This window comes from Bacillus sp. SJS, assembly GCF_000732485.2.
In the GTDB taxonomy this organism is placed as follows: Bacteria; Bacillota; Bacilli; order Bacillales; family Bacillaceae; genus Metabacillus_B; species Metabacillus_B sediminis.
This window is the reverse complement of the sequence record NZ_JAQV02000017.1, coordinates 33,300-46,257: the sequence shown is the minus strand read 5'-3', so window position 1 is coordinate 46,257 and position 12,958 is coordinate 33,300. Positions and strand designations below refer to the sequence as shown.

At 45.9% G+C, this 12,958-nt stretch carries 10 protein-coding genes; 1 reads left to right on the top strand and 9 read right to left on the bottom strand.

The features are described 5' to 3' along the window. Positions 1-13: 13 nt before the first annotated feature. The 6 genes from AS29_RS09990 to AS29_RS09965 all read right to left on the bottom strand — a co-directional run bounded on the left by AS29_RS09990 (position 14) and on the right by AS29_RS09965 (position 6,869). Positions 14-1,162 (bottom strand): acyl-CoA dehydrogenase family protein, encoded by a 1,149-nt coding sequence (locus tag AS29_RS09990; RefSeq protein ID WP_035406516.1) that lies wholly within the window; start codon positions 1,160-1,162, stop codon positions 14-16. 19 nt (positions 1,163-1,181) lie between these two features. Continuing rightward, positions 1,182-2,741, bottom strand: coding sequence for a fatty acid--CoA ligase (locus AS29_RS09985; protein ID WP_035406520.1), 1,560 nt, complete (start codon positions 2,739-2,741; stop codon positions 1,182-1,184). Positions 2,742-2,886: 145 nt separating this feature from the next. Then, positions 2,887-3,324, bottom strand: a complete 438-nt coding sequence (locus AS29_RS09980) for a GNAT family N-acetyltransferase (protein WP_051860633.1) — start codon at positions 3,322-3,324, stop codon at positions 2,887-2,889. Positions 3,325-3,941: 617 nt separating this feature from the next. Further along, positions 3,942-5,447 (bottom strand): coproporphyrinogen III oxidase, encoded by a 1,506-nt coding sequence (locus AS29_RS09975; protein ID WP_035406620.1) that lies wholly within the window; start codon positions 5,445-5,447, stop codon positions 3,942-3,944. 73 nt (positions 5,448-5,520) lie between these two features. Next, on the bottom strand, positions 5,521-6,105 hold the full coding sequence (locus AS29_RS09970) for a TetR/AcrR family transcriptional regulator (protein WP_035406524.1): 585 nt from the start codon (positions 6,103-6,105) through the stop codon (positions 5,521-5,523). Continuing rightward, positions 6,105-6,869, bottom strand: a complete 765-nt coding sequence (locus tag AS29_RS09965) for an alpha/beta fold hydrolase (protein ID WP_035406527.1) — start codon at positions 6,867-6,869, stop codon at positions 6,105-6,107. The genes AS29_RS09970 and AS29_RS09965 overlap by 1 nt, the downstream gene beginning before the upstream one ends. A 162-nt stretch (positions 6,870-7,031) precedes the next feature. Between AS29_RS09965 and AS29_RS09960 the strand changes: the two genes are divergently transcribed. Next, positions 7,032-7,958 (top strand): S66 peptidase family protein, encoded by a 927-nt coding sequence (locus AS29_RS09960; protein WP_035406528.1) that lies wholly within the window; start codon positions 7,032-7,034, stop codon positions 7,956-7,958. A gap of 80 nt (positions 7,959-8,038) precedes the next feature. Here AS29_RS09960 and AS29_RS09955 read toward each other — a convergent pair whose 3' ends face one another. From AS29_RS09955 to AS29_RS09945, 3 genes are all read right to left on the bottom strand, one after another. Further along, the gene (locus AS29_RS09955) at positions 8,039-8,905 is read right to left on the bottom strand and encodes a Cof-type HAD-IIB family hydrolase (protein ID WP_035406531.1); all 867 of its coding nucleotides are present in this window, start codon (positions 8,903-8,905) and stop codon (positions 8,039-8,041) included. A gap of 89 nt (positions 8,906-8,994) precedes the next feature. Then, positions 8,995-11,220 carry an alpha-galactosidase gene (locus tag AS29_RS09950; protein ID WP_035406534.1) on the bottom strand — a complete coding sequence of 742 codons (2,226 nt, stop codon included), beginning with the start codon at positions 11,218-11,220 and terminating at the stop codon, positions 8,995-8,997. 14 nt (positions 11,221-11,234) lie between these two features. Next, on the bottom strand, positions 11,235-12,956 hold the full coding sequence (locus AS29_RS09945; RefSeq protein ID WP_035406537.1) for a glycoside hydrolase family 35 protein: 1,722 nt from the start codon (positions 12,954-12,956) through the stop codon (positions 11,235-11,237). Positions 12,957-12,958: the final 2 nt, after the last annotated feature.

The window sequence follows — 12,958 nt, the reverse complement described above, 5'->3', positions numbered from 1 at the left end:
TTTCTCCCCCTAATTAAAGTCCCATCTTTTTCGCAATAATCGTTTTCATGATTTCATTAGTGCCGGCGTATATAGCCATAACCGGGATATCACGGTACCGCCTTGCAACCTCGTATTCCTCCATGTATCCGTACCCTCCATGCAGCTGCATTCCTTCTGCCGCTATGCGTTTTGCCATGTCTGTGAGCCACCATTTAGCCATGGATACCTTTTGAACCGCATCCTTGCCATCCATATGATCCTGAATGGCTTCATTTAAAAACGAACGGCCAATTTGCACTTCTGTCGCCATTTCAGCAAGACGAAACTGAACGGTTTGGAGCTTGCTGATTGATTTTCCAAAGGCTTCACGTTCCTTCACATAAGCAGAAGTCAGTTCCAAAATCCGTTCCGCAGATGCCTGAGCACAAATTCCAACGAGCAGCCGCTCCTGCTGAAGCATTTGCATGAGGTAGTAAAAGCCTTTGCCTTCTTCCCCAAGCAGGTTCTCTGCAGGTACGATCGCATCTTCAAAATAAAGCTCAGCTGTATCCTGGGCATGCAGACCCACCTTGTCGAGCTTCTTCCCTTTATGAAAACCGATTGTTTCTTTCTCTACAGCAATCAGGCTGATTCCTTTATGAGCGGGAACCGCCTTCGGATCTGTTTTACAGACGACGATAACAAGGTCTGCATGAATACCGTTCGTTATGAACGTTTTCGAACCATTCAGCCTGTAGGAATCCCCCTCTTTCACCGCAGTGGTCTTGATTCCAGCTAAATCGGACCCTGCCCCGGGCTCAGTCATCGCGATTGCGGTAATGATATCCCCGGAAACACAGCCAGGAAGCCAGCGCTGCTTTTGCTCCGGTGTTCCGAATTCATGAATATATGGGACGGTAATATCACTATGAAGCCCGAAACCAATCAGACTTGAACCGACCTTCTCCATTTCTTCATTTAAGATGACGGAATAGCCAAAATCTGCTTGAAGTCCGCCGTATTCCTCATCCACCCATGGACATAAATAACCTTCCTTCCCGGCTTTCATCCAAAAATCTCTTGGAATTAGACGGTCCTTTTCCCATTGCTCGTAAAAAGGTACGGCTTCCTTCTGTAAAAACCTTCTCAAAGAACTTCTGAATATGGCATGCTCTTCTTTTATATAGACGGCTGATGTCATCCCTTTTTCATCCTTTCTGTTACGCCTGTGTATGTGCGGCAAGCTGCTCCCTCAGCAGGAATTTCTGGATTTTTCCGCTTGCGTTTCTTGGCAGCTGTTCGGTAAAAATATATTTACGCGGACGCTTATAGGCCGCTAATCGGCTTCCTTCTTTGCAAAAAATTTCAAGATCATCCTCTGTCAATTCTGGGTTTTTCTTTACAATATACGCTACTACGATTTCGCCCCATTTTTCATCCGGCTCTCCTAGAACGGCTGCGTCAAGGACCCCATCATGCTCATGCAGGGCATCTTCTACCTCGCGCGGATACACGTTTTCTCCTCCGCTGATTATCATGTCATCCACACGGTCTGCAACGAACAAATAGCCGTCTTTATCCAAATAACCGAGGTCTCCGGAGTGATACCAGCCTTTATACAATGCTTTCTCACTTGCCTCGGGTCTCTGATGATAGCCGGCCATAACGGATGGGCCCTTAACGAGAATTTCCCCCACCTCATATGGCTTGAGCCGGTCATCCGGTTCAGCCGGTCCATCTTCATTCGGGCGTACGATAATCAGTTCATGTCCAAAGCATACTCTTCCTGCAGAACCGGCCTTAGTCAGCTGTTCATCTTCAGTAAGGAAGGTCACAGCCGGACCCATTTCCGTCATGCCGTATGCCTGAACCAAGTCGATACCAGCCGCCTCTTTCAGGGCTTTTACTAAAGCAGGTGCCATTGGAGCAGCACCATAAAGACCGACCCTCATACTGCTGAAGTCAGCTGACTCCAAGTCTTCCTGTAAAAGCATATTCCACATCGTCGGGGCTCCGAACATAATGGTGATCTGATCTTTTTTTATGACATCCAGGACCTGCTTCGGATCAAAATGGTGCAGAATCACATTTTTAGCACCAATCAGGACTCTCGGAAGGAAGCAGCAATGAAGCTCGGCACAGTGGAACATCGGAGCGGCTGTCAGCCCGCAGTCATTTGGAGTGAGACGGAGCGCCATAGTGCAAACCATTGCCTGGTCAATCATGTCTCGGTGCCTGTGGAGCACGCCTTTTGGACGGCCCGTTGTCCCGCTCGTATACATAATGGCGTATAAATCATCCTCCGTAACCTCCGTCTGCACATCATGAGCGGGAGCGGTTTTGACCTTTTCATGATAATAGTCCGCATAGGACGGAGGAGCAGAATCGATGGACCAGAAAAGCGTATAGGGGAATTGCTCATGCAGCGCATCAATTTCCGGTGTGAGAGCTTTCTCAAACAGGACGAGCTTCGAAGAACAATCCGTTAATATAAATGCGACTTCCTGTGATTTTAAGCGGAAATTAATCGGGTTCAGCACTGCACCAATCTTTGAGCAGGCAAAGAACACCGTTGCAAGCTCGGCACAGTTAAAAAGGAACGTGGAAACACGGTCTCCCTTTTTCACCCCTGCTTCATGCAAAGCATTTGCACATTGATTCACATCTGTTTTCCACTCGCTGAAAGTCCTTCTTATACCGCGAGACACATCAGCAAGCGCCTCTTTATCCCTGCCCTTTTCCGCCGCTAGATCAAAAAGCTTCCCGATTGATGAATACATCGAATCCCCTCCAAAATTGGAATCGCTTTCATTTTCTTACAAAAATAGAATCTCTCTATATACTTTCCTATCATTCTGCTAAAATCCTGCTTTTGCGCCATAAAAAATGAGCGGGCATTCAATCTTGCCCGCTCTGCTGAAATAATCATATATGCTTAACCATCAAAACTTGAAGACCCTTTTCTCCATCATTGTAGGTATGCTCTGTCTCATGAAATCCAAGATGCTGATAGTAAGGCAGATTTGACACTTTTGTCGTGCACCACAGCACCTCAATTTTGTTTTGTGCTAAAAGGTTCTCACCGAACAAAATGAGCGTCTGCCCCCTTAACTCATTGCGGTGACCCGGATCAATTGCAAGCCCTTTAAGGCGGTACATGCTTTTGCCGCTTAATTTGTCATGCTCCTCCTTATAAAAAGAGGCTGCCCCGACAAGCTGATCCTTCGCAAACGCTCCAATATGTATGGTATCTTCGTTTTCATCTCCGAAATACTTGCTCTCTTCCAGTGGCGAGTCCGGTGAAATCACCATCTGGCGAAGCGGAATCGCTTCCATTGACTGAATTGGTTTTATCTCAAACATAATAAGATCCTCCTGTCCTAAAGCAAAAACTTAAGGAAATTCTATTTTAAAAGACGGATTGGAGGATGTAAAGTTACAGATTGTGAGAAATGAAGGGATGGCTGGATGCAGTTCAGCAGGTCTGAACGCGTTCCGCAGTATTTGGACTACTTACTGCATGATGCCTTAGGGAAGAGTTTTCAGCTTTCATCATATATTTCAGAATTTCATCATAATCTGGAAAAATTCATCATAACCCGGAGGAATTTCATCATAAACCCAAAAAATTCATCATAACCCGGAAATTTTTCATCATAAACCCAATCAGTACCTGGATCCGGTCCGCATTGCCTGGCATCCTAGCCTGGCATCGTGTCCTTTATGATCGAAAACTTCGATTCGGGACGTTTCGACCTGCCGGATCCCGATCCAGTAGCAAACTTAAACAATACAGCCTCACTCCACACAGGTTTTTGCCCCGCCGACAATCATTCTAACGCCCGCTTACCCAATCTGATTCACTATTATCTTTTCAAAGCCTCCTCCTTTTTTTACCTCCCCAAACAGATCTCCCCCGCTACCATCAATCCTGCACAACTGAAAAAAGCCCGGCTCTCCGGCCGGGCTTTCCAAAAACCTTATACATCTTCCTTCACACCAAACAGTTCGTTCATGATACGGATTTTCTCTTCTGTATAATGCTTATATCCATCATTATACGATTTTGGATCCTTCGGGTTGTTGAAGTGTGAGATCTTTCCTGTTTCCGGATCGCGGAATTTACTGGCGGCTCCGCAGCCAAGTCCGAGTATGGTCTGCTGTTCTTCCATAATCATGATGTTGTAAAGGGAGTCCTGTCCTTCAAGCGCATATCCTACGTTCTCGAGATTGCCTAGGATATTCTTTTGACGGTAAAGGTAATACGGCTCATATCCGTTTATTGCAGTCCAGTCAACGGCTAGTCCCATCATGTCGCTTGTCTCTTCTCGGCTCGCCACCTTATAGCGCTTTTTGTTCTGGGTCATTTCGGATGCGCGTTTGAATGAGAGCGTATGAACGGTCAGCGATTCAGGCATAAGCTTTTCCGTTTCAGCAAGAGAGTGCGCCATTTCCTCCACCCCTTCATTTGGCAGTCCAATGATCAGGTCCATGTTGATATTGTTCATGCCGTGTTTGCGGGCAAGATGGAACTTTTCAATCGTTTCTTCCACAGTATGGTGGCGTCCGATTGCCTTTAGTGTTTCCTGTGTATAGGACTGCGGATTGATGCTGATGCGGTCAATGCTGTATTTCTTCAGGACATCCAGCTTTTCAGGTGTGATCGTATCAGGGCGTCCTGCTTCAACGGTCACTTCCCGGATGTTCTTCACATCGGGGAAGACTTCCATCATGCGTTCGTACAGCATGTCCATTTCCTCTGCAGAAATACTTGTTGGCGTTCCTCCGCCGTAATAGACAGTCGTAATTTTGATGCCGCTTTCCTTCAGGTACTTTCCGATCTCTTCCATTTCGTAGTGGAGACCTCCAAGGAACGAATCGACTCTGCCTTGTTTTCCATTCATAGCGAACGCAGGGAATGTGCAGTAAGCGCATTTAGTCGGGCAAAATGGAATTCCGATGTAAATGCTGATTTCCCTGCCGAGGTCATAGAGATCGGGAATCACCTTTAATTGACGGTCCACAATGCTTTGCATGAGCTGTATTTTTTGTTCGGTAATTAAATATTCTTCCCGCAGCTTATGGTGGGCTGCTTCTTTCGTCATGCCGTCCTGCAGCATTTTGTGAAGCAGTTTGACCGGGCGCATTCCTGTCAGGATGCCCCACTGCTGAATAATGCCGGTATGCTCTTGAAGCAGCATGAGGTATACGCGGGCCAATGTGTTTTTAATCTGTTTAAACCGTTCCTTTTCTATAGAGAAAGCAGTCAGATCCTTTTCGTGGCTTGCCGTATAGGTGCGGGAGCCTGCTTCCGCGATTCCGGAAATGAGAACAGATGGTCCGCGGTCTTCGATCATAAAGGAAGCCGTTAAATCTGCTTCATCTTCTTCAAACAAAAGTTCTGTCTCTTCAAAAAACAAATTGGAAATCAGTCTAAGCGGCCGATGAAACCGTTCATCCTGATTTCCTTTTATATAAATACGCAACATAATCACCTTTTAGGAAAAATTTAAAAACTGATCTTAGTGTACATGATGGATGGTGCGAACACAATAAGGGTTAACTGCAAAACTCCTCTATCACCTGGGACTTCATTTCTTCAATGGGAAAATGATCAGGATAGCTGCAAATCATCAGCATAATGCCATTAAGCGTGGAGGAAAAAAGCAGGGAGCGCTTCCTCGCCTCTTGGTCACCGAGCATTTCAAAAATCCGGCTCTGAATTTCAAAATTTCTTTCAAACTCCTTCTTTAGGATATCCGCATATTTTGCGAGTACCAAATCCTGATGGGGCTGGGTTTGAAGATTCATATAAAATCGGTACAGCTCAGGATTCTGAAACACGTTTTCCAGCGTTCCTTCTGCTATATGGCAAAGTTTTTCTTTAGGTGTCCTTTTTGTCAGGGCGCCCTCCATCACTGCTTGCAGGTTTTCAATCCTCATCTGGATTATTGCTTCAAGGAGGCCTTCCTTTCCTTGATAATAATGATAAAGCAGCCCTTTTGAGACTTGGGCAAGTTTCGTTACTTCTTCGATTGAGGTGGAGTGGTATCCCTTTTTTATGAAGAGGTCTAAAGCAGCAGATAATATTCTCTCGCTGCTTTGCTTTCTTATCTTCTCATAAGCTTCAGGGGTGCGCGGCATTAGTGTTTAGCTTCCTCCTTTATAAACTCCAAAATATTTTCGGCAATTTCTTCAGGATGCGTCAAGGTCGACATATGATCGGCGCGAGGAATAATGACAAATTCAATGGACGGGATCTTGTCATAATGTTCTCTAATTTGATATATATCTTCAAATTCCTTTGTTCCCTGAATAAAAAGAGTAGCTGCTTGCATTTCTTTGAGTCTTTGAATAGCCGGGGGCTCCGGCCAAATTATTTCATAATTTTTCCATTCTGTAAGAGCCTTTCTTACATAAGTCCTCATCATTTCCCCGAAAAGAGCAAAATGCTCAGATGCTTTAATGATTGAGTGATGGGGTCCGTTCATAACAAGTTCAGCAATGCCATTGATATCGCGAGGTGCTGAATTTATTTTATGCAGCCAAAAATTATACTCTTGTGAATATTCGTATCCGGTTAATGAGGGAGAAATTAATATGAGCTTTTCGATGCGGGAAGGATCAGTTAATGCAAAATCTGCAGCTACCTGTCCACCTCTTGAATGACCGACTAGTGTTGCTTTTTCAATGTGGAGACCGTCCATAAGCATTCTTAAATCGTCGACGAAGTTCATCGGTTCAACCGGAGACGGCGACTTTCCTGACCCTCTGACGTCATAAGCAATCACTTGGCACGTTTTAAGTAGATAAGGGATGATGAAAACCCATTCACGCAAATCCGTTCCGGGCCCGTGAATGAGAATAACGGGGCGGCCGCTGCCTTGAACTTCGGCATGCAAATCCATGTAAGCCCTCCTAATTTATCTGACATGTCCATCCTATCTTATGATTGAACTGTCGGTCAATGAAAAGCATACTCATTTCACTTCAGATTATAGGTTCTTCTTTTTCGCATCACTTCCACATATACATGTTACAGCATGATTTGGATAGAAGGGGTGAAGGGATTGGCTCAGAGACCGCCTATTTTACAGCAGGGAGATACCATTGGCATCGTTACGCTCGGCAGTCCGCTTGATGAGGAAAAAATAAATCAGGGGATCGCAACGTTAAGAGGTATGGGATTTAAGATTGTACTTGGTGACTATGTTTATGCGGCTAACGGGTTTCTGGGCGGAACTGATGAACAGAGAGCAGCGGATTTAATGAATATGTTTTCCAACCCGGCAGTGAAAATGATCCTGCCGACAAGGGGCGGAGTCGGAGTTGCTGGTATTCTTCCTTATCTTGATTATTCAATTATCCGCAAAAACCCAAAAATCTTCAGCGGCTACAGCGATATTACGGTTCTGCAAAATGTTTTATTTCAATATGCAGATTTAATTACCTTTCAGAGTCTGCTCCTGCTTGATTTTGTGCCGGAAACCCCCGCCTATAATTTTCAGCAGTTTTTTGCGGCCACGGCTACCCTCCAATCACCGCGTCAAATTGTGAATCCTCCTGGCATTCTACAGGTCAGCAGAGTACCGGGAAATGCAACCGGAGAAACGGTCGGGGGAAATCTAACCTCTTTTGATGATACGATCGGAACCATTTATGACATCGATACAAACGGAAAAATCATTATCCTTGAAGAAACACACGAGCCGATTAATAAAGTGTACCGTTATGCAAACCACCTAAAACTTGCAGGAAAATTCGAGGATTGTGCCGGGATTGTTCTTGGAGAATGTACCGAATGCGGGGAGGCATACAGCAAAACCTTTGAGGATTTAATTCAGGATTTCTTTATTCCGCTTGGTAAACCGCTGATGACAAACGTTACGACGGCACACGGGTATTACAAAGCAGCCATTCCAATCGGTGCCCGAGCAAATTTAAATACAGTGAATAATACATTCACCATTCTTGAGCCGGGCGTTCGTCCTTCGTAAGCTGCTTTCACATACTCGCCTGTGTTATTACCCTCCTCTTTTCATCAAAAAAAGGCCAACCCCTCAGGGTCAGCCTTTACTTACCGGTCCAGCTTAATTTTATCTAAGTATCCAAGGCGGTACTGTTTTCTAAAATGCTCTTTAATCATGTAGGCAACTCCTGAATCCTCATTGGAGCGTGTGATCCAGTCAGCAGCCTGTTTTACTTCAAACGGCGCCTGCCCCATAGCGACACCGAGTCCGGCATTTGCGATCATATCCCGGTCATCCGGGCTGTCTCCAATTGCGACAACTTCGCTCATCGGTATTTGAAGATGGCTGCAAAGCAGTTCCAGTCCGGTTGCTTTGGTCACTCCTTTTGCCGTCAGATCAAAGCGGAGGGCATTCCGGTCTGAAATAGCCACCTCATTAAAGGTTTCTTTCAGAAAAGCGGCAGCCGCTTCTTTTTCCCTTTTACTTTGAAAAAGAACCTCCATTTTTGGCGCATCAATTGGTTCATCTCTTAGTGCATCTCCAAGTGATTCCACATACTGATTTGGGTAAAAAAGCGGTTCTGAGGACTGGATAACCGTACTTCCGGTCATATGCGGTGTGACCTTTACCCTGTTGCCGATGCTGTAGCGCTCATGAATAATCCGGATGTGGCATTCATAGTTTTCGAGCACCTGAACAAGGCTGTAAGTCAGCGTTTCTCCAAGTCTTCTTTCATAAAGCGGCTCATCTATTTTTTCTGCGATAAAGGCGCCGCTGTGAGTAACCAAAAACGATTCCAGTTTTAAAGCTCTCGCAAGTTTTCTGGCAGACTGGAAATGGCGGTTTGTCACAAGCGAGACGTACACACCCTTTTTCTGCACAAATTCAATGGCTTCTCTAGTCGCCTGGTTAAGCCGCCCATTTGAGCGAAGCAGCGTTCCGTCTATGTTCAATGCAAGCATGCGGTAAACCACGCAGGCTCCCCCTCTCTAGATGTCTGAAGTTGTTCCCTTATCAGCGTATGAAGAGGATTATAAGGGTAGAACAAGACGGCTTGCCCGCGTCAGACTTTTTTCAAAAGAAAGACTTCGGATTGAAAGTCTCCTCCTCTTTCTGCATACTTGGCATTGACCCCGTTGAATTCCGTTGATAAATTAAGACCTCTCCTCATCAGTTCATCTCCCCGATAGATCCTGGAACGGCCTTCTACTGAATAGGCTGCATCGGGATCCAGCCCTGTAAGCTTGATGACCTGCTCTTTTTTCGAATTCGGAATAGCCAGTGTTTTATACCAGCCGGCAATCGCTGCAGACTGATTCTTCGCCACAACCATCCAGAGCAATTCGTTTGAGGTAAACGGATTGCGCAGTCTGTAAAAATCACCGTCCCTGATAAGGGAGCGGATCTGCTTGTATTGGTCGATCTGGCTTTTTACTTCTTCTTTCTCTTCCTCTGTCATGCGATTGGGATCCAATTCATAGCCGAATGTTCCAAAATACGCGACATCTCCTCGTGTTTTAAGTGATGTCTTTCTCAGGGTCTGGTGATTTGGAATGTCCGACACGTGAGAGCCCATGCTGTAGATCGGATAAACAAAAGAGGAGCCGTATTGAATCTTCATTCTTTCCGCTGCATCCGTATCGTCGCTTGTCCACGCCTGAGGCGCGTAATAAAGCATGCCTGCATCAAAGCGCCCACCGCCTCCTGCACACGATTCAAAGAGGACGTCAGGGAATTCTGAGGTGAGCCTTTCGTACAAATCATAGACACCTAGAATATAGCGGTGGAAAAACTCCCCCTGCTGATTCCTGCCCAAGGATGCTGAATACGCTTCTGTAATATTCCGGTTCATATCCCATTTGATATAGTTCAGCTTTGCAGAACGGATATAAAAGGACATCCGTTCATACAAATAGTCAACGACTTCCTTGCGGGTATAATCAAGCACCCATTGATTCCGTCCATAGGATTTAGGACGCTCCGGGTCATGAACCACCCAATCCGGGTGCTTCTTAAATAAATCGCTCTCTTCATTAACCATTTCCGGCTCAAACCATAAACCAAACTGCAGACCTTCTCCGCGAATCGATTCAGAAAGAGCTTCGATACCTTCCGGGAGCTTGTTTTCATCCACAAACCAGTCGCCAAGGGATGACGTGTCATCATTTCTTTTCCCAAACCACCCGTCATCGAGAACGAAAAGCTCGACTCCAAGCTCTTTTGCCTGTCTGGCAATTTGCATAATTTTCTCTGCATTAAAGTCAAAATACGTTGCTTCCCAATTATTAATGAGAACCGGTCTTTCTTTATCACGCCAGTTAGGCGATATCAAATGATTCCGGAATAAATCATGCACACTCTTCGTTAATCCGTTCAGGCCTTCATCCGAGTAAGTCAATACAGCCTCTGGGGAGCGGAATACCTCACCGGGTTTCAGGGTCCAATTAAATTGGAAGGGATGAATCCCCATTGTGATTCTCGTTGTGTCGTAATGGTCTACCTCGGCCTGGGCGAGAAAATTTCCGCTGTAAATGAAATGAGTGCCGATCGCTTCTCCCAGCGTCTCCGTCGTTTCCGGGCGGCGAAGCGCTAAAAATGGGTTATGGTGATGTGAGCTCGCTCCTCTTGCACTTGAAATGGACTGAATGCCTGTTTCAAGCACGCGCTCCTTCAGGTGGCGCTCCCTTGACCACGTACCGGAAAGATGCATCATCACATAATCGCGGTCATTTAAATCAAGCGACAGACTCATCACCCGTTCAAGCTGAACGTTTTCCGTGCCGATGTTTTCTACTGTCGTCCTCCTTGCAATAACAGGAAGATGCTCGAATAGAGTGTAGTTCAAAATCAGCTTCAGTCCGGCTGTCCGGTCAATCAGCGTAATGGCAAGATCCTTCGCTTCCCCTTGCTCCGCGAAGGTAGCTGGCATGCCAGGAATCCGTTCCTTTCCATCCGTGATGGCATATCCTTCGTATTCAAAGCGGTGGATCGAGCTTCCGCTTTCTCTTCGAATCGAAAGCGCAGGCTCCCTGAAGTCTGTAGTTCCGTATCCAGGGTATTCCTGTCTTGCGGTTTCCAGGGAAAAGGCGGGATCGTCTTTTTCAACATGGCAGCTTGCCGCTGTCGGAACAACTGAATTCTGAAAATGTGAAAAATCCTTCTGATGCTTCAGAGCTTTTCCATAGTATAAGTGGCCGAGCTCTCCATTTTTCATCACGTGAAAAATATAGCTGATCTGTCCGTTCGTTAAGTGAAATTGCTTGGATGATTCGTTGATATGAATTGGCATGGCTGTTCCTCCTCTTATCCGATATCGGGCTGATCTGACAATTCAACAGTACTCGATGATGTTCCTTCAAGCTCCAGCACAAGGATTTCGTTTTCTCCTTCTTTTAAAAGCGGCCCGGGGATGTAAAGGCTTCCCTGAGGCCCCTCTATCTGCCAATAACGGCCCAGGTTAAAGCCATTCATCCAGACATAGCCTTTCGTCCAACCGGCCAAATCGATGAACGTGTCCGCACATTCATCTGCCGAAAAGCTACCCTTATAAAATTTTGGATATCTCGTATCTGTTCCTGGAAGCCAGTTCATTTCCTCTGGATTCAGTTCAATGGGAATGACTTCCCAATCAAACCAATATTGCTGGCCGAGCCAAAGGTTTTGAATAATCCCTTTTCGGTCTTTCAAATGCTTGCCGTAGTTAACACGGCCCATATTTTCCACCAGAATTTCCAGCACATTCACAGACTGATCAAAGGACAGCGTAATCATTTTCTCCGCGTCATTCCGATAGATGGTCCTCATATGCTTTCCGTTGATATAGAGAAACGCCCGGTCCCTGATCGGTGAAATATCCAATTCGAGCTCTCCCTGCTTCTCTACCTTCGTTCGATAAAGAATCATTCCATAGCTTTGATCAAACTCTTCCATTGATCTCGGTGCAATAGTTTTTAGAGTGGATAAACCCTGAACCGCATCAAACAGACTGGTGCTCTCCGATAACGCCACCTTGCCATATGTTTTTTTCACACCAGGCTCAGGATCATCTTGAGGAACTTCCTTATACTTGGCCAATACCTCTTTCACTGCAAAATATTTATCGGTAGGATCTCCCCATTCTGTCAGCAATGCATCATAATCATAGCTTGTAATGGTTGGAGTATATGTCTCGTAATGGTTGGCTCCGTTCATGAAGCCGAAGTTCGTCCCTCCATGAAACATGTAAAAGTTGACGGAGGCGCCTCTTGAAAGCATGGTTTCATAAACAGCGGTCATTTCCGCTGCGTCCCTTCTGTGGTGTTCTCCACCCCAGTGGTCAAACCAGCCGATCCAAAACTCCGCACACATAAGAGGCGAGCCGGGCTTGAATCTTTCCAGTGCGCTGAAGGCTTCCTCAGGCTTCGAGCCAAAGTTTAAGGTCGTAACCGCATCCTCAATTGAACCATGCTGGATAAACTCGGGACCGTCGGAGGTAAAGAGAAGGACATCTATTCCCTCCTGCCTGTACACCTTTCTTAAATATTTCAAATACTCCTGATCGTTTCCATATGCCCCATACTCATTTTCAATTTGCATCGCAATGACCGGTCCGCCATTTACAGTTAAATAAGGCACGAGCTTCGGCAGGAGAACCTCAAAATACTCGGTCAAATGCTTCAAGAACGCAGGATCGGAGCTGCGAAGCTCCATATCCTGTCCCTTCAGCAGCCAGGCTGGCAGCCCGCCGAATTCCCATTCTGCGCAAATGTATGGCGCCGGCCGCAGGATCACATGGAGACCCAGTTTTGCCGCTGTCTGGATAAACCTTTCCAAGTCTGCCATTCCTTCAAACTGGAAATCTCCTTTTTTTGTCTCATGCACATTCCATGGAATATACGTTTCTACCGTATTCAGACCGAGCATCTTCAATTTTTGCAAGCGGTCTTCCCAATAATCCGGCACCACCCGAAAATAGTGGATGCTCCCTGATAAAATTTGAAAAGGCTGATCGTTCAGGAAAAATTGTCCGTCTTTTTCTGTCAGCATAT